Raw genomic sequence first — 17,498 nt, 5'->3', positions numbered from 1 at the left:
CGGACGGGCAGCGGTGCGCCGTGACCTCGGTCGAGCTCGCACGGGGTTCCGGCACCAGGTCTTCGGTCCTCGGGCAGGTCGGCGATGGTCCCACGCGCCGGAGGTGGGCGTAGTACGTGCGGGCCTCGGCGCCGAGTCGGGGAGAACCCTGACCCGGAGGATGCGAAATCCCCGGGGCGCTCCCGGATTCGGGTGCCCGCCCACGGATCTAGCGTGGTCGGCAGGAGGTCGCCATGAGATCCGTCACCGTAGCGTCGGCCGTGATCGGGGTGTACGCGGTCGTCGCGAGTTTCGCCTTCGCCACCACGGCCGTCGAGACGATGCTGTTGTACCCGAACATCTTTCGTGAGGTGCCGGACTCGCTGGCGCAGACCGAGGAGTTCATGTCCGTGGTCGCCGTCGGCGACGTGATGCGGCCGATGGGCGGGGTGCTGACGCTGACCGCGCTCATCGCCTGCGCCGTCGCGGTGCGCTACCGCATGGGCCGGGCCTGGATGACGGCGTCGCTGATCTCGCTGATCAGCGGGCAGTTCCTGCTCTCGGTGCTGTACCAGTGGCCGCGTGCGTCCATTCTGTTCGACGACCGCGACGAGCACACCCTGGCCGAGATCGAGCAGGCCGCCTCGGAGTTCCTGCTCGGGCAGGGCGTGCGCATCGCGGCCGCCGGGGTGACCGCGGTCTGCGCGGTGGTCGCGGCGCTGGTCTGTTATCGCGTGAGGGTGCTGGAGACCGCGGCCGACGAGTTCGCCGCGGCACTCTGACGGCGGCACGTACCGAACCGGTGCTCGAAGGCGCGGCGCGGCTGCCTCGGCGATCGGTGAATCCGCAGGCCCGGGGCCGGGTTGCCGAAGGTGAGCTACTAGGCTGTTCGGAGTGAGTCTTGTGCTGCTGCCCGCCGTCGATGTCGCCAATGGAGAGGCCGTCCGCCTGGTACAGGGGGAGGCCGGGAGCGAGACCAGCTACGGTTCGCCCCGTGAGGCCGCGCTCGCCTGGCAGGAAGCCGGCGCCGAATGGGTGCATCTGGTGGATCTGGACGCGGCCTTCGGGCGCGGATCCAATCGGGAACTGCTGGCCGAGGTGGTCGGCGAACTCGATGTGAAGGTGGAGCTGTCCGGCGGCATCCGCGACGACGAATCGCTGAAGGCCGCGATGGCCACCGGCTGCGCGCGGGTCAACCTCGGCACCGCCGCGCTGGAGGACCCGGTGTGGTGCGCCCGCGCGATCGCCGAATACGGCGAACGGGTCGCCGTCGGCCTGGATGTGCGGATCATCGACGGCGAGTACCGGCTGCGCGGGCGCGGCTGGGTCAGCGACGGCGGCGACCTGTGGGAGGTGCTCGAGCGCCTGGAACGCGACGGGTGCTCGCGCTACGTGGTCACCGACGTCACCAAGGACGGCACGCTGACCGGCCCGAACCTGGATCTGCTGCGCGAGGTGTGCGCCGCCACCGACGCCCCGGTCATCGCCTCCGGCGGGGTGTCGACCATCGACGATCTGATCGCCATCGCCGAGCTGGTGCCCGACGGGGTGGAGGGCTCGATCGTCGGCAAGGCGCTCTACGCGGGCCGGTTCACGCTGCCCGAGGCGCTCGCCGCGGTGCGCTGACCCACCGATATGAACGTCCCGAACCCCGATCCCGCCACACTGCTGCCCATCGCCGCCGAGGTACTCGACGCGGCCGCGGTGCGCTTCGTCGACGGCCTCGGCGCGCCGAGCGCGGTCGACAAGGGCCACAACGATTTCGCCACCGAACTCGATCTGGAACTGGAACGCACCATCTCCGCGCGGCTGCACCAGCTCACCGGAATCGAGGTGCACGGCGAGGAATTCGGCGGCCCGCAGCTGACCAGCGGCACCGCGTGGGTGCTCGACCCCATCGACGGCACCTTCAACTACTCGTCCGGGCATCCACTCTCGGGCATGCTGCTGGCGCTGGTGCGGGACGGGGAACCGGTGCTCGGCCTGACCTGGCTGCCGGTGCTCGGCCGCCGCTACGCCGCCGTCGCCGGTGGTCCGGTGCTGCTCGACGGTGTGCCGCTGCCGCCGCTGCCCACCGGAACGCTGGCCGAGGCGATGATCGGCTTCGGCGCGTTCAACCTCGATTCGCGCGGGCGCATCCCCGGCCGCTTCCGGTTCGATCTGCTCGGTGCGCTGAGCAGGCTGTCCTCGCGGGTGCGGATGCACGGCTCCACCGGCATCGACCTGGCCTTCACCGCCTCGGGCGCGCTGGGCGGAGCCATCGTGTTCGGCCATCACCCGTGGGACAACGCGGCCGGTGTGGCGCTGGTGCGCGCGGCCGGGGGCGTGGTGACCGACCTGGCCGGCGCGCCGTGGCATATCGAATCGGGCTCGGTGCTGGCCGCCGCGCCGGGGGTGCACGCCGAGCTGCTGGAGATGATCGGTTCGGTGTCGGCGGAAACAGAACCCACCGCCGCGCGCGGTGGCCGGGAAGGATGAGGCGATGACGGTCGCGGTACGCGTGATTCCGTGCCTGGACGTGGACGCGGGCCGGGTGGTCAAGGGCGTCAAGTTCCAGAACTTGCGCGATGCGGGCGATCCGGTGGAACTGGCGGCCCTCTACGACGCCCAGGGCGCCGATGAGCTGACCTTCCTCGACGTCAGCGCGTCCTCCGCCGACCGGGGCACCATGATCGACGTGGTCACCCGCACCGCGGAACAGATCTTCATCCCGCTCACCGTCGGCGGCGGCGTGCGCACCGTCGACGATGTGGACCGGTTGCTGCGCGCCGGTGCGGACAAGGTGTCGGTGAACACCGCGGCCATCGCCAGGCCCGAGGTGCTGCGGGAGATGTCGGAGCGGTTCGGTTCGCAGTGCATCGTGCTGTCGGTCGATGCCCGCACGGTGCCGGACGGCCAACCCGATACGCCGTCGGGGTGGGAGGTCACCACGCACGGCGGTAAGCGCGGCACCGGCATCGATGCGGTCGAGTGGGCGGTGCGCGGCGCCGAACTCGGCGTGGGCGAGATCCTGCTCAACTCGATGGACGCCGACGGCACCAAGGCGGGTTTCGACCTGCCGATGATCCGCGCCGTGCGCGCGGCGGTCTCGATCCCGGTGATCGCCAGCGGCGGCGCGGGCAAGGTCGAGCACTTCGTGCCCGCGGTGGAAGCCGGGGCCGACGCGGTGCTGGCGGCGAGCGTGTTCCACTTCGGCGACCTGAGCATCCCGCAGGTCAAGGACGCGATGCGGGCCGCGGACATCGTCGTCCGGTAGCGGCGCCGGCTCGGCGTTCGCACACCAAGGGTGAGGCCGGACGCACCCTGCGGGTGCGCGGGCCGGTCCCTGAGGGTGCTGTTTCGGCAGCGGTGAATCGGTGAGAGTGAGAACTCCCACCACCCACCGCGAAGGAATCCGCCCGTGCACGACAGTTTTGTGCAGCACGTCAGGCAACAGGTCGCCGTATACGGCAATACCAGGTCCTTCACCTATCTCCGTGAGCGCGGCCGCGAGCTCGACGAGGAGGTCGTCGGCTATCGCGATCTCGACCGCGACGCCAGGGCCCTCGCGGTCTGGCTGGCCGGGCAGCAGGCGTCGACGCGGCCGGTGGTGCTGCTCTACGCCGACCCGATGGCGTTCCTGCGCGCGTTCCTCGGTTGCCTGTACGCCGGTGTGATCGCCGTTCCGGCGCCGGTTCCGCATGATGAACGCAGCACCCGGCGCGTCGCCGGGGTGATCGCCGACTGCGGTGCCGGGCTGGTGCTCACCACCGCCGACCTCGCGCCGCTGATCGCGGCCGCCGCCCCCACGGTGACGGTTTCCGCCACCGACGCCGCGCTGGGCGACCCCGACGCCTGGCAGATGCCGGAGATCGACCGGGACACGGTGGCGTTTCTGCAGTACACCTCGGGGTCCACCGGCAACCCGAAGGGCGTCGTCGTCACGCACGGCAATCTGCTGCACAACGAGGCGGCGATCGCGGAACTGGGCATCGACGACACCACGACCGCCGTCAGCTGGATCCCGCACTTCCACGATATGGGTCTGATCGGCATGCTGCTCGGCGCGGTCCACGCCGGGGCGAACCTGGTGTTCATGGCGCCGATGACGTTCCTCAAGCGCCCGGTGCGCTGGCTGCAGGCCATCGACCGATACCGGGCGACCGCCACGGCCGCACCGAATTTCGCCTACGAACTGATCAGCCGCCGGGTCACCGACGAACAGCTGGCCGAACTGGATCTGTCCAGTCTGGAGATCGCGCTGTGCGGTGCGGAGCCGGTGCGCGCACGCACCATGGCGGCCGTGCGGGAACGGTTCGCGCCCGCGGGCTTGCGGGCGACGGCGTTGCGTCCGGCCTACGGATTGGCCGAGGTGACCTTGCTGGCCAGCGCCGCACGCACGCCGTCGCTGCCGGCTTCCTTCCACACCGCCGACGCGCCCCTGGTCGGCTGTGGGCAGCCCGCGCGTGGGCTCGACATCCGCATCGTCGACCCCGATACCCGCCGGCCGCTGCCCGACACCGTCGTCGGCGAGATCTGGATCCGCGGCGCCAGCGTCGCCGCCGGTTACTGGAATCGCCCGGCCGAGACCAGCGACGATTTCGGCGCCCACCTCGGCGCGGAAGGGCCGTTCCTGCGCACCGGTGATCTCGGGCTCATGGCCGACGGCGAGCTGTTCGTCGCCGGGCGCCGCAAGGATCTGCTGATCGTCAACGGCCGCAACATCTATCCGCAGGACATCGAGGAGTTGGTGCGCGGGCTGCATCCGGCGCTGGCGGGCGCAGGCGTCGCGGTCTCGGTCGACGCCGGCGACCGGGAACGCCTGGTCGTGGTGCACAGCGTGAAGACCGCGCGGCAAGAGGGCGTCAGCCTCGCCGAACTCACCTCCGTGATCAAGACCGCCGTCGCGCGCGAATTCGCGGTGCCCGCACCGAATGTCGTGCTCGTCGAACCGCGCTCGGTGCACCGCACCACCAGCGGCAAAGTGCAGCGCAACTCGATGCGCACCGCACTGCTGCACCGCCGCGTCGACGGCGTGCTGCACCACGACCTCGAACCGGCGCCGAGCCAGTGACCACCCACCCCTATTCCACCCGGGAGACGACCGTGTTCGCCACCGCAACCACCCCTCCGACATCGATCACCGGCTGGCTCGCCGAGCGCGTCGCCGACTACACCGGACGCGCCGCGCACCAGGTGGATCCGGCTGTCCCGCTCGCCGAACTCGGCCTCGACTCCGTCTCGGCGGTGGCGCTGTGCGGGGAGATCGAGGACCGCTGGTCGATCGAGGTGGATCCGACCCTGGTGTTCGACTATCCGACCATCGCGGATATCGCCGCGTTCCTCGCCATCGACACCCCCTGCGCGGCGTGATGAGTTCGCCTACCGGATCCGAGAGTTCGCGCGAGCACGCCGATATCGCCGTCGTCGGTATCGACTGCCGATTCCCCGGCGCCGCCGACCCGGCCGCACTGTGGCGGCTGCTGATCGAAGGCGACGAAGCCATCTCCGAGGTTCCGGTGAACCGCTGGGCGGCCGAGGACGTCCACGATCCGGCCGGCGGTCCCGGCACCATCAACAACCGCGGCGGTGGATTCCTCACCGACGCCGACGTTTTCGACCACGCATTCTTCGGCATCACCCCGCGCGAGGCGGCCGCGATGGACCCGCAGCAGCGGCTGCTGCTGCACACCGCGTGGCGCGCCCTGGAAGATGCCACCCTCGATCCGCGAGCTCAGGCCGGGTCCCGCACCGGCGTGTACGTCGGCGTGATGGCCAACGAGTGGGCGAACGTGCAGATGAGCGACTATTCCGCGATCACCGCGCAGCACGGGTCGGGCAACGGGTACTTCATGACCGCCAACCGGCTGTCCTACCAGCTGGATCTGCGGGGTCCCAGCATGGCTGTCGACACCGCGTGCTCGTCGTCGCTGAGCGCCGTCCACCTCGCCTGCACCGCCTTGGCCTCGGGGGAATGCGATCAGGCGCTGGCCGGTGGAGTGAACCTCGTGCTGACGCCCGCGGTCGGCATCTTCTACACCCAGGCCGGCCTGTCGGCGCCCGACGCGCGATGCAAACCGTTCAGCGGCTCGGCCGACGGCATCGTCCGCGGCGAGGGCGCGGCCGTGCTGGTGCTGCGCAGGCTGGCCGACGCGCAAGCCGCCGGACTGCCGATCTACGCGGTGATCCAGGGCAGTGCCGTCAACTCCGACGGCCGCAGCAACGGCATCACCGCGCCGAACCGGTGGGCGCAGCAGCAGGTCGTCGAGCAGGCCTACCAGCGCGCCGGGGTGCGGGCCCAGGAGGTGGATTTCATCGAGGCGCACGGCACCGGCACGGTGCTCGGCGACATGATCGAGGTCAAGGCGCTGGGCGCACTGCACGCAGGCCGCGCCCGGCCCTGCGGCATCGGTTCGGTCAAAGGCAATCTCGGGCACACCGAGGGCGCGGCCGGCATCGCGGGGCTGATCAAGGTCGCGCTCGGCCTGCACCATCGACTGGTGCCGCCGACCCGGTTCGCCGATACCGAGAATCCGAAACTGCGGCTCGCACGGCACGGCTTGCGTCTGCTGGGAGAGGCCATGCCGCTCGGTGAGCAAGCGGTGGGCGGGGTGAGCAGCTTCGGTGTCGGCGGGACGAATGCGCATATCGTGCTGGGCAGTGCGCCGCTGTCATCGCCACCCGCTGCCGTCGGCCGCGCGCCGGGATCTGGCTCGCAGGCTGCCGGCGGTTCGGCTGGTGCGGTCGGCGGTCCGTCGGTGTCTGCGGACACGGTTGACCGGCCGGGCCGAGATGCGCTGCCGGACCATCCGGTCGACGGTGGTGTGCCATCGGCGGACACCGATGACGGTGTGGGCCTGGGTGGGCACGGCGACCCGGTGGCCGGCGCTGGTGTGCTGACACTGTCGGCGGACACCACCGACGGGTTGCGCCGTAACGCGGCACGGATCGCCGACGCGGTGGCCGCCCTGCCTCGCGATCGGTTCGCGCAGCTGTGCTGGACGAGCAATCAGGTCAAGGCCTCCGGTCGGCAGCGGCTCGCCGTCGTCGCCGCCGATCGGGACGAGGCGATCGAGCAGCTGCGGCGGGCACCGGACAGCGGTGTCGCCCAGCCGGTGTCCGCCGGGTGGATGTTCAGCGGGCAGGGCTCCCAGTTCGCCGGAATGGCGCGCGCGCTCGACGCGGCGAGCCGAGGCTTTCGCCGGGCGCTGCGCACGGTCGACGACGCCATGCGCGCTCACCTCGGGCGGTCCGTGCGCGCACTGCTGCTCGACGACACCGCCCACATCGACAGCACCGATCTGGCGCAGCCGGCGATCTTCGCGATGGAGTACGCGCTCGCGAGTGCCCTGGCCGAGACGGGGCTGCGCCCGGCCTGGTTGCTCGGGCACAGCATCGGCGAATACGCGGCCGCGGTCGTCGCGGGCGTGCTCGACCTGGACGACGCCTGCCGGCTGGTGGTGCTGCGCGGCGCGCTGATGCGGCGGCTGCCCGGCGGCGGCGCGATGCTCGCGGTGCGCGCCGGCGAATCCGCGGTGGCCGACCTGCTCGCCGAGGAACCCGAGGTCGCGATCGCCGCCGTCAACGCACCGGCCGACCTCGTGCTCTCCGGCGACGCCGCCGCGCTCGCACGCATCGAGGAGATCCTGGCCGAGCGTGCGGTGAGCACCAAGACGCTCACCGTCTCCCACGCGTTCCACAGCCCTCGCATGGAACCCATGCTGGCCGAGTTCGAGTCCGCCGCGCACGCCTGCACCTACCGCGCGCCGAACCTGCCGATCTACTCGACCGTGCGCGGGCGTCTGCTCGCGCCCGGCGAAACGATGGACGCCGCCTACTGGACCGAACACATCCGCGCCACCGTCCGGTTCGGTCAGGCCGTCGACGTCGCACTCGGCACCGAACCGACCCACCTGATCGAGGTGGGACCGCGTCGCGTGCTGACACCGATGATCAACCGCATCCGACCCGAGTTCGCCGGCCGCTGCCTGGTTCCCAGCCCCGGCCCAGGCGCCACCGGCCACGAATTCGCCGGCACCATCGCCGCCCTGTACCGCGACGGCTTCGACCCGGACTGGGACCGGCTCTACGAACCCGCGCACCGAGTGCGTCACCGGCTGCCGGTGTACGAGTTCAGCACCGAACACCGTTTCTGGTTCGACCCGCCCGGCCCGCACAGCGCACAGCAGCGACCACAACTCGGCGCGGCAGCACCGGCACCCCGCGAACAGCAGAACACCGATCATCCGGCACAACCGGAAGTACGAACCCGCACGGCCACATCCGAACACTCCGAGGACATCACCACCATGGACCAGATGATCGCGCTCTTCCGCGAACAGAACGCGCTACTGGCGAAGCTCGCGCACGGGGCCGCCGGTCCCGCCGCAGCGGCTACCGACGGCGCGCGGACGTCCGGTCAGCAGGCCATCGGCGTTGTCTACGCGGAAGCGGCCAGGGTGAGCGGCTACCCGGCCGACCGGCTGCGCAACGCCCAAACTCTCAGCGGCGACCTGGGATTCGATTCGATCATGACCGCCGACCTGTTCACCGGAATCGTCCGCCGGATGCCCGGGCTGGTCATCGATCCGGCTCGCTTCGGGGAGCAGGCGACGCTCGGCGAGGTGGTCGAGTACGTCGCGGCGGGTGGTGCCGCGACAGCGCCCACTGCTGCGGCCCCTGAACCGCACGTCGTACCCGAGTTCCGCATCAGCGAGTTCGCCGAGGTGAAGGCGATCGAGGGCAGGCTCGCCGGGGCGCAGGCGCTCGGCCTGGCCAATCCGTACTTCCTGGTCAACGACGGCGTCACCCGCGACACCTCGGTGATCGACGGTGTGCCGGTGCTGAATTTCTCCAGCTACAACTATCTCGGCCTGTCGGGGCATCCGGCGGTCGTCTCGGCCGTGCAGGACGCCGTCGCCCGGTACGGCAGCTCGTGCTCGGCCAGCCGGGTGCTCTCCGGGGAGAAGCCGGTGCATCGGGAGCTGGAAGCCGAACTCGCCGCGCTGCTCGGCACCGAGGACGCGATGGCGCTGGTGGGCGGGCATTCCACGAACGTCACCATCATCGGGCATATCGTCGGGCCGCAGGATCTGGTGATCCACGACAGCCTGGCCCACGACAGCATCCTGCAGGGCTGCAAGCTCTCCGGCGCCACCCGCAGACCGTTCCCGCACAACGACCACGCCGCCCTCGACCGGATGCTGAGCGAACTGCGGCACCGGTATCGCCGGGTGCTGATCCTCATCGAAGGCGTGTACAGCCAGGACGGCGACATCCCCGACCTGCCCGCCATCATCGAGATCAAGAACAAGCACCGGGCGCTGCTGATGATCGACGAAGCGCACAGCGTCGGCGTGCTCGGCGCGGGCGGCGGCGGCATCGGCGAGTACTACGGGGTGGATCGCGGCGAGGTCGAGCTGTGGTCGGGCACGATGTCGAAGGCGCTGGCCGGGTGCGGTGGGTATGTCGCGGGCAGCGCGGAGCTGATCCGGTTCCTGAAATACACCACGCCCGGCTTCGTCTACAGCGTCGGCATGACCCCGATGAACGCGGCGGCCTCGGCGGCGGCGATCCGCCTGCTGCGCACCGATCCGGAACCGCTGGCGCGGCTGCGTCGCAACGCCGAACTGTTCCTGAAGCTGGCGAAGGACGCCGGGATCGACACCGGTGACAGCCACGACACCCCGATCATCCCGTGCATCGTCGGCGATTCGCTGAAGACACTGACGCTGTCGAACGCGCTACTGCGACGCGGGATCAACGTCAACCCGATCCTGTATCCAGCTGTCCCAGAAGATCTGGCGCGACTGCGGTTCTTCGTCACCGCCTGCCACAGCGAGCAGCAGATCCGCGAGGCCGTCGCGATCCTCGCCGAAGAGCTGGCACTGCTATAACGGTGGCATGACTCTGGATCCAGCCATCGCCGCTCGCCTCAAGCGCAACGAGGCCGGCCTGTTCTCCGCCGTCGCGCAGGAACGGGGCACCGGCGATGTGCTGATGGTCGCGTGGATGGACGACGAGGCGCTGGCCCGCACCCTCGCCACCCGCAAGGCCACCTACTACTCGCGCTCACGCGGCCAGTACTGGGTGAAGGGGGAGACCTCCGGTCACACCCAGCACGTGCACGAGGTGCGCCTGGATTGCGATGGCGACACCGTGCTGCTCACCGTCGACCAGGTGGGCGCGGCCTGCCACACCGGCACCCACACCTGCTTCGATGCGGATGTGCTGCTCGCCGCCGGTTCCGAGGGCTGATCAGAAACCGGAGGGTTCGCCCTTGGTGCGGGGGACACCGAGCCGGTCGGCCAGTTGGGTGGCCATCGCCTCGCCCAGATCGGCGAGGGTGGAGATCTGACCGGCGTCGAGACCGTCGAAAACCAGCGAGCGGATCGCGTCGAGGTATCCGGGCGCGGCCTCGACGACCTTCGTGTACCCGTCATCGGTGAGGACGGCCTGGACACCACGCCGCCCGGCGGTGACGGTGCGCTCGGCCCAGCCCATCCGCTCCAGCTTGGACACCACATGAGACAGTCGCGATAGCGATGCGTTTGCCCTGTGGGCAAGCTCACTCATCTGAAGCCGGTGTCCCGGCTCCTCCGACAGCAGCGACAGCACCCAGAATTCGAAGTGCGTGAGTCCGGCCTCGCGTTGCAGCTGGGTGTCCAAAGTGCCCGGCAGGCGTGTCATCAACGCGACAATCGCCCGCCAAGCTCGCTGTTCTACTGGGTTTAGCCACTTCGTCACTGTGCGCCTTCTCTCGAGCCAAGTGACGTGGTCGTGCCCTGACAGTCACCCGCGCCCATGAGTTTGCCACGACTTCGCTCGACCGTCTGCGAGACACGAAACGACGTGAGGTCACTCACAGGTGGTCGGGGCGGCGTCCCTCCGCGCGGGGTGCGGTGCCGGGTTCGCGGACCGGCCGGCCGGTGTCGATCGGCGCCGAACCGCCCGACTGCACGAGCGCCTTGGCTTCCGCGCGCCGCCGCCACCCGCGCCGCACCACCAGGAACAGCACGAGCAGGAAGATCAGCGCGGCGATGATCGCGCCGGTGAGCGAGGCGCCGCGGAAGGCGGGCGCGTCGACGTCCATGATGCGTTCGCCGGCGTGCGCGGCATTGTTGCCGCCGAGCACCACCGTCAGCGTCATCAGGTTGGGAATCGCGAAGACCAGGGCCAGCACCACGGCCCCGCCCGCGATGACCTTGCCGCCGCGTCGCCGCCACACCAGCGCCGCGACGAGCAACAGCAACAACGGGATGGCGGTACACAGTCCGCCGTAGACCAGGCCCCAGCCGATGCCCTTGGAGAAGCTGCCGTTGACCATCTCGCCCACCCGCTGGGCCCACCAGCGGGGAATGAACGCGGCGAGAATCAGATAGGCGACGATCAGTACTACGACCAGGACCGCACCCGCGATGATCCGGGTGCGCCAGGAGATCGTGGAGGTCCGCGTGTCCGGCGTGCGCTCGGGCGTGGTCATGACTCCAGCGTAGGTTGCCCGGGGACGACGGTGCGGGTGCTCGGACGGTGTTTCGGCAGGAAAAGTGCCGGTCCGGGGGGCACCCGGACCGGCGATGGATCATTTGGCGCGTTCGCGCAGGAATTGCAGCGCCTCGTCGGCGTGCACGTTGGCGCGCAGTTCACCGGTGATGACGGTGAGCACGGTGCGGTCGGTATCGATGACGAAGGTCTGGCGCTTGACCGGAGCCAGCTTGCCGAGCAAGCCACGCTTGACGCCGAACTGCTGAGCCACCGCGCCATCGGCATCCGACAGCAGCGGATAACCGAGGCGCTGCTTGTCGGCGAATCCGGCCTGGGTGTCGACCGCGTCGGTGCTGATACCGGCACAGCTCGCGCCGAGCGCGGCGAACTCCTCGGCCAGATCACGGAAATGGCAGGCCTCGGCCGTGCACACCGGGGTATTGGCGGCGGGGTAGAAGAAGAGCACGAGCGGCCCGTCGGCGAGCAGCTCGTCGAGGGAACGTTTGGTGCCTGATTGATCGGGGAGCTCGAACTGCGGAGCGAGCTGGCCAGTCTTCATGGACCGACCCTACCGGCGGGTGCGCCCATCGGCCTGTCGTAGCCGCCTGGGATGATGGACCGATGCAGGGCGCATCCCACCGCCAGGACACCACGGCCACCACGACCCGCGAACAGTTCCATCAGCTGGCCGCCGAGCATCGGGTGGTGCCGGTGACCCGAAAGGTGCTGGCGGACTCCGAGACTCCGCTGTCGGCCTACCGCAAGCTCGCCGGTGACCGGGCAGGCACCTTCCTGTTCGAATCGGCGGAGAACGGGCGGTCCTGGTCGCGCTGGTCGTTCATCGGCGCGGGCAGCCCGTCGGCGCTGACCGTGGTCGACGGCGAGGCCGCCTGGCTCGGCGCCACCCCCGCCGACGCGCCCTCGGGCGGCGATCCGCTGGACGCGCTGCACCAGACCCTGGAACTGCTGCGCACCGAACGCATGCCGGGGCTGCCGCCGCTGACCGGCGGCATGGTCGGCTACCTCGGCTACGACGCCGTGCGCCGGATGGAGCGGCTGCCGAACCTGGCCGCCGACGATCTGCGGCTGCCCGATCTGGTGCTGCTGCTGGCCACCGACCTCGCCGCCTTCGACCACCACGAGGGCGCCATCACCCTCATCGCGAACGCGGTGAACTGGAACGGCACCGCCGAGCGAGTCGACGAGGCCTACGACGACGCCGTGGCCAGGCTGGACCGGATGACCGCCGCACTCGCCGCGCCCGCCGCATCGACGGTCTCGGTGTTCGACCAGCCCGAACCGCAGTACCGCCGCCAGCGCACCAGCGAGGAATTCGGCGCCGGAGTGCGCAGGCTGGTCAAGGAGATCGAGGCGGGCGAGGCCTTCCAGGTGGTGTTGTCGCAGCGCTTCGAGATGGACTACGACGGCGCCCCGATCGACCTCTACCGGATGCTGCGCGCCTCCAACCCGAGCCCGTACATGTACATGCTGCACGTGCCCGATGGCTCCGGCGGGACCGCGTTCTCCATCGTCGGCTCCAGCCCGGAATCGCTGGTGACGGTGAAGGAGGGCGTGGCCACCACCCACCCGATCGCCGGAACACGGTGGCGCGGCGCCACCGAGGAAGACGATCTGCTGCTGGAGAAGGGCCTGCTCGCCGACGAGAAGGAGAACGCCGAGCATCTGATGCTCGTCGACCTCGGCCGCAACGATCTGGGCCGGGTCTGCCAGCCGGGCACGGTGCGGGTCACCGAGTACCGGCATGTCGAGCGCTACAGCCACGTCATGCATCTGGTGTCGACGGTGTCCGGGCGGCTGGCGCCGGGCAAGATCGCGCTCGACGCGGTCCGCGCCTGCTTCCCGGCGGGCACGCTCTCGGGTGCGCCGAAGGTGCGGGCGATGGAGTTGATCGAGGAACTCGAACCCAGCCGCCGCGGCGTCTACGGCGGCGTGGTCGGTTATCTGGACTTCGCCGGCGACGCCGACACCGCGATCGCCATCCGCACCGCGCTGCTCAAGGACGGCACCGCCTACGTCCAGGCCGGTGCGGGTGTGGTCGCCGATTCCGAACCCGAATACGAAGACGCCGAATCGCGCAACAAGGCCATGGCGGTGCTGCGGGCGGTGGCCGCGGCGAAGACCGTGCGGGCCTATCGGGCGGACCCCGAGACCGTCGCGGACACCGACGCCGGTACCGGCACCGGGCCGGCGACGAGCACCACCGGAATCGGCGAGGCGCCCGCATGAGCGACGAGAACACCCCGGAACCCGGGACGTCAGCGCAGAGTGCGGGCACGTCCGGCACGCCGGCCGGACGGCGCTATCCCGTCGCTCCGGTGGTGCTGCTCGCCGTCTCCGCGGCCGCCCTGTGGGGCGCCTCACGGATGACCTGGGTGAGCGTGCGCTCCTCGGACGGGCTCACCGAACCACGCACCGACGACCTCGACGGCGGCACCTGGTTCGGCGCGCTCACCCCGCTGGCCTTGGTGCTGCTGGCCGCCATCGCCGCGGTGCTGGCCACCAAGGGCTGGCTGCGCCGGGTCGTCGGCGTGCTGGTGGCGCTGGTCGGCGCGGTCGTCGCGGTGCCCGCGCTGGCACTGCTCACCGGCTCCGGCGCGACCTCGCAACGCGCCGCCACCCTCGCCGAACTCCCGGCACGCGCCCAGGTCGAGCAGGTGAGCACTTCCGCCGCGCCCGCCGTGCTGACCATGGCAGGCGCGCTGGCCGCCTTCGCCGCGGGCGTGCTGCTGGCCAGAATGCCCAAAGACAGCGCACAGCTGTCGGGCAAGTACGACACGCCGGTCGCCCGCCGCGCCGCCGCCACCGACCTGGTCGCCGGGCGCGGCGAGGCGAGCGACCCCACCGCGCCGCCGGTGACCGAACGGGTCCTCTGGGACGCGCTCGACGCGGGGACCGACCCCACCGAAGATCACCCGCGGAGCGGCTCCGATGACGGCCCGGCCGAGCCCGGCACCAGGTGATCCGATGATCCGGCGACCTCGCGCAGCACAAGTAGCCGACGCCCGCAACCCGGGGGACAACCCCGGCGAACGCGCGTCACACCCGCCCCTTTACTCTTGATCAGCACCGGTGAGACAGCGCCTGGGGGGATTTCTCAGGCAGTGAGTCCGTCTCCCCAGAAAGGATTCGAGCCAGATGACGGTACTCGACTCGATTCTCGACGGGGTCCGCGCGGATGTGGCCGCACGGGAATCCCTGCTGGACTTCCAAGCCATCAAAGCCGCAGCGGCCGCCGCGCCGCCGCCCAAGGACGCGCTCGCGGCACTGCATGAAGACGGCATCGGCGTCATCGCCGAAGTGAAGCGGGCCAGCCCCTCCAAGGGGCCGCTCGCCGAGATCGCCGACCCCGCCAGCCTGGCCAAGGCCTACGAAGACGGCGGCGCCCGCATCATCAGCGTGCTCACCGAGGGCCGTCGCTTCCACGGCTCGCTCGACGACCTCGATGCCGTCCGCGCCGCCGTGAACATCCCGGTGCTGCGCAAGGACTTCGTCGTGGGCCCGTACCAGATCCACGAGGCGCGCGCGCACGGCGCCGACGTCATCCTGCTGATCGTCGCCGCGCTCGAACAGGACACGCTGAGCTCGCTCATCGACCGCACCGAGTCGCTGGGAATGACCGCGCTGGTCGAGGTGCACACCGAAGAAGAGGCCGACCGGGCCCTCAATGCCGGCGCCTCGGTCGTCGGCATCAACGCCCGCAACCTCAAGACCCTCGAGGTCGACCGCGACTGCTTCGCGCGGATCGCGCCGGGGCTGCCCACCGAGGTCATCCGCGTCGCCGAATCCGGGGTGCGCGGCACCGCTGACCTGATGGCCTACGCGGGTGCGGGCGCGGACGCCGTGCTCGTCGGCGAAGGCCTGGTGACCAGCGGCGACCCGCGGGCAGCGGTATCGCAGCTGGTGACCGCGGGCACCCACCCGTCCTGCCCGAAGCCCGCCCGGCGGGCGCGCTGATGGCCGCGACCGGGCTGCCCGCGGCCAGCGAGGGCGTCGCCCACCGCAGCGGACACGAACCCGACGACGGCGGCCACTTCGGCGTCTACGGCGGCAGGCATGTGCCCGAGGCGCTGATGGCCGTCATCGACGAAGTCACCGCCGAATACGACAAGGTGCGCAGCGACCGCGAATTTCTCGGTGAGCTGGACCGGCTGCAACGCGACTACACCGGCCGTCCCTCGCCGGTGTTCGAATGCACCCGCCTGGCCGAGCACGCCGGCGGCGCCCGCATCCTGCTCAAGCGCGAAGACCTCAACCACACCGGCTCGCACAAGATCAACAATGTGCTCGGGCAGGCGCTGCTGGCCAAGCGAATGGGCAAGACCCGCGTCATCGCCGAGACCGGCGCCGGCCAGCACGGCGTGGCCACCGCGACGGCCTGCGCGCTGCTCGGCCTCGACTGCATCGTCTACATGGGTGCGGTCGACACGGCCAGGCAGGCACTCAACGTGGCCAGGATGCGGTTGCTCGGCGCCGAGGTGGTGTCGGTGAGCACCGGCTCGGCCACCCTCAAGGACGCCATCAACGAGGCCCTGCGCGACTGGGTCTCCAACGCCGATGACACCTACTACTGCTTCGGCACCGCCGCGGGCCCGCATCCCTTCCCGCTGATGGTGCGCGATTTCCAGCGCGTGGTCGGGCTGGAGGCGCGTGAGCAGGTGCAGGAGCTCACCGGCAGGCTGCCCGACGCCGTCGCCGCCTGTGTGGGCGGCGGTTCCAATGCCATCGGTATCTTCCACGCCTTCATCGACGATCCGGGCGTGCGCCTGGTGGGCTATGAGGCCGCGGGCGATGGTGTCGAGACCGGCCGCCACGCCGCCACCTTCACCGGTGGCTCGCCCGGTGCGTTCCAGGGCGCCTACTCGTACCTGCTGCAGGACGAGGACGGCCAGACCATCGAATCGCATTCCATCTCCGCCGGACTGGACTATCCGGGTGTCGGCCCGGAGCACGCCTACCTCAAGGACATCGGCCGCGCCGAATACCTGCCGGTCACCGATACCGCGGCGATGGACGCGCTGCTGCTGCTCAGCCGCAGCGAGGGCATCATCCCGGCGATCGAGTCCGCGCACGCGGTGGCCGGTGCGCTCGAACTCGGCAAGCAGCTCGGCCCCGGCGCCATCATCCTGGTGAATCTGTCCGGTCGCGGTGACAAGGACATGGACACCGCCGCGCGCTGGTTCGGACTGTTCGACGACGCAGAGGGCAAGGGGAACGCGCAGTGAGCCAGCAGTCCAGACTCGCCGACACCTTCGCGGCCTGCCGCAGCGAACATCGTGCCGCCCTGATCGGCTACCTGCCCGCGGGCTACCCCGATCTGGACGGCTCCATCGCCACCGTGCGCGCGATGGTCGAGGCCGGTTGCGACATCGTCGAGGTCGGCGTGGCCTACTCCGATCCGGTGATGGACGGGCCGACCATCCAGCGGGCCGCCGAGCAGGCGCTGCGCGGCGGGGTGCGGGTGCGGGATGTGTTCTCCGTGGTCGAGGCCGTCACCGCCGCCGGTGCCCAGGCCGTGGTCATGAGCTACTGGAACCCGGTGCTGAAGTACGGCGTCGACCGGTTCGCCCGCGACCTGGCGGCCGCGGGTGGCGCAGGCATCATCACCCCGAACCTCATCCCGGACGAGGCCGGCGAGTGGTTCGCCGCCTCGGCCGCGCACGACCTGGACCGGATCTTCCTGGTGGCGCCGTCGTCCACCGAGGAACGCCTGGTCAAGACGCTTGAGGCGTCGCGCGGGTTCGTCTACGCCGCCTCCACCATGGGCGTCACCGGTGCCCGTGACGCGGTGTCCTCGGCCGCGCCCGCACTGTGCGCCCGCATCCGCGCGCATTCCGACATCCCGATCGGCGTCGGTCTCGGGGTGCGTTCGGGTGCGCAGGCCGCCGAGATCGCCGCCTACGCCGACGGCGTGATCGTCGGCTCGGCGTTGGTGAGCGCGGCCGCCGACGGCCTGGACGGGGTGCGGAAGCTGACGGCCGAACTGGCCGACGGCGTGCGCTCGGCCACCGTCGCGTCCTGACCCGAAGGCGCACCGT

General features: G+C 70.6%; 16 protein-coding genes. 13 read left to right on the top strand and 3 right to left on the bottom strand.

Translation table 11 applies throughout. The features are described from left to right. Positions 1-233: 233 nt before the first annotated feature. The 8 genes from AC5W7N_RS22485 to hisI all read left to right on the top strand — a co-directional run bounded on the left by AC5W7N_RS22485 (position 234) and on the right by hisI (position 10,215). Positions 234-761 carry a hypothetical protein gene (locus AC5W7N_RS22485; RefSeq protein WP_495922108.1) on the top strand — a complete coding sequence of 176 codons (528 nt, stop codon included), beginning with the start codon at positions 234-236 and terminating at the stop codon, positions 759-761. A gap of 112 nt (positions 762-873) precedes the next feature. Next, positions 874-1,605 (top strand): bifunctional 1-(5-phosphoribosyl)-5-((5-phosphoribosylamino)methylideneamino)imidazole-4-carboxamide isomerase/phosphoribosylanthranilate isomerase PriA, encoded by a 732-nt coding sequence (gene priA / locus AC5W7N_RS22480; protein ID WP_130915903.1) that lies wholly within the window; start codon positions 874-876, stop codon positions 1,603-1,605. A gap of 9 nt (positions 1,606-1,614) precedes the next feature. After that, positions 1,615-2,457, top strand: a complete 843-nt coding sequence (locus AC5W7N_RS22475; RefSeq protein WP_495922107.1) for an inositol monophosphatase family protein — start codon at positions 1,615-1,617, stop codon at positions 2,455-2,457. Between the two features lie 4 nt (positions 2,458-2,461). Beyond that, entirely contained in the window at positions 2,462-3,235 is a 774-nt protein-coding gene (hisF, locus tag AC5W7N_RS22470) for an imidazole glycerol phosphate synthase subunit HisF (RefSeq protein WP_163816236.1), read from the top strand. Between the two features lie 144 nt (positions 3,236-3,379). Further along, positions 3,380-5,032: a fatty acyl-AMP ligase gene (locus tag AC5W7N_RS22465; RefSeq protein WP_495922106.1), complete on the top strand. Its 1,653-nt coding sequence runs from the start codon at positions 3,380-3,382 to the stop codon at positions 5,030-5,032. Positions 5,033-5,064: 32 nt separating this feature from the next. Further along, entirely contained in the window at positions 5,065-5,331 is a 267-nt protein-coding gene (locus tag AC5W7N_RS22460) for an acyl carrier protein (protein WP_495922105.1), read from the top strand. Then, positions 5,331-9,854: a type I polyketide synthase gene (locus AC5W7N_RS22455; protein ID WP_495924176.1), complete on the top strand. Its 4,524-nt coding sequence runs from the start codon at positions 5,331-5,333 to the stop codon at positions 9,852-9,854. Before AC5W7N_RS22460 ends, AC5W7N_RS22455 begins: the two co-directional genes overlap by 1 nt. 7 nt (positions 9,855-9,861) lie before the next feature. Then, the gene (hisI, locus tag AC5W7N_RS22450; RefSeq protein ID WP_437198434.1) at positions 9,862-10,215 is read left to right on the top strand and encodes a phosphoribosyl-AMP cyclohydrolase; all 354 of its coding nucleotides are present in this window, start codon (positions 9,862-9,864) and stop codon (positions 10,213-10,215) included. Here hisI and AC5W7N_RS22445 read toward each other — a convergent pair whose 3' ends face one another. From AC5W7N_RS22445 to AC5W7N_RS22435, 3 genes are all read right to left on the bottom strand, one after another. Next, positions 10,216-10,749 carry a MarR family winged helix-turn-helix transcriptional regulator gene (locus AC5W7N_RS22445; protein WP_178128273.1) on the bottom strand — a complete coding sequence of 178 codons (534 nt, stop codon included), beginning with the start codon at positions 10,747-10,749 and terminating at the stop codon, positions 10,216-10,218. A gap of 70 nt (positions 10,750-10,819) precedes the next feature. After that, positions 10,820-11,440 carry a permease gene (locus tag AC5W7N_RS22440; protein WP_194991100.1) on the bottom strand — a complete coding sequence of 207 codons (621 nt, stop codon included), beginning with the start codon at positions 11,438-11,440 and terminating at the stop codon, positions 10,820-10,822. Between the two features lie 99 nt (positions 11,441-11,539). Further along, on the bottom strand, positions 11,540-12,001 hold the full coding sequence (locus tag AC5W7N_RS22435) for a peroxiredoxin (protein WP_195007299.1): 462 nt from the start codon (positions 11,999-12,001) through the stop codon (positions 11,540-11,542). 62 nt (positions 12,002-12,063) lie between these two features. Here AC5W7N_RS22435 and AC5W7N_RS22430 point away from each other — a divergent pair, with 62 nt between their 5' ends. The 5 genes from AC5W7N_RS22430 to trpA all read left to right on the top strand — a co-directional run bounded on the left by AC5W7N_RS22430 (position 12,064) and on the right by trpA (position 17,482). Further along, positions 12,064-13,689, top strand: coding sequence for an anthranilate synthase component I (locus AC5W7N_RS22430; RefSeq protein ID WP_228807166.1), 1,626 nt, complete (start codon positions 12,064-12,066; stop codon positions 13,687-13,689). After that, positions 13,686-14,423, top strand: coding sequence for a TIGR02234 family membrane protein (locus AC5W7N_RS22425; protein WP_495922104.1), 738 nt, complete (start codon positions 13,686-13,688; stop codon positions 14,421-14,423). Before AC5W7N_RS22430 ends, AC5W7N_RS22425 begins: the two co-directional genes overlap by 4 nt. A 175-nt stretch (positions 14,424-14,598) precedes the next feature. Next, a complete protein-coding gene (trpC, locus tag AC5W7N_RS22420) occupies positions 14,599-15,417 on the top strand; it encodes an indole-3-glycerol phosphate synthase TrpC (RefSeq protein WP_104359429.1) in 819 nt (272 codons plus the stop codon). After that, positions 15,417-16,685, top strand: coding sequence for a tryptophan synthase subunit beta (trpB, locus tag AC5W7N_RS22415; protein ID WP_194991647.1), 1,269 nt, complete (start codon positions 15,417-15,419; stop codon positions 16,683-16,685). Before trpC ends, trpB begins: the two co-directional genes overlap by 1 nt. Continuing rightward, entirely contained in the window at positions 16,682-17,482 is an 801-nt protein-coding gene (trpA, locus tag AC5W7N_RS22410; protein WP_495922103.1) for a tryptophan synthase subunit alpha, read from the top strand. The genes trpB and trpA overlap by 4 nt, the downstream gene beginning before the upstream one ends. Positions 17,483-17,498: the final 16 nt, after the last annotated feature.

It is taken from the genome of Nocardia sp. CDC519 (assembly GCF_059509835.1).
This window is presented reverse-complemented; position numbering and strand designations above follow the sequence as displayed.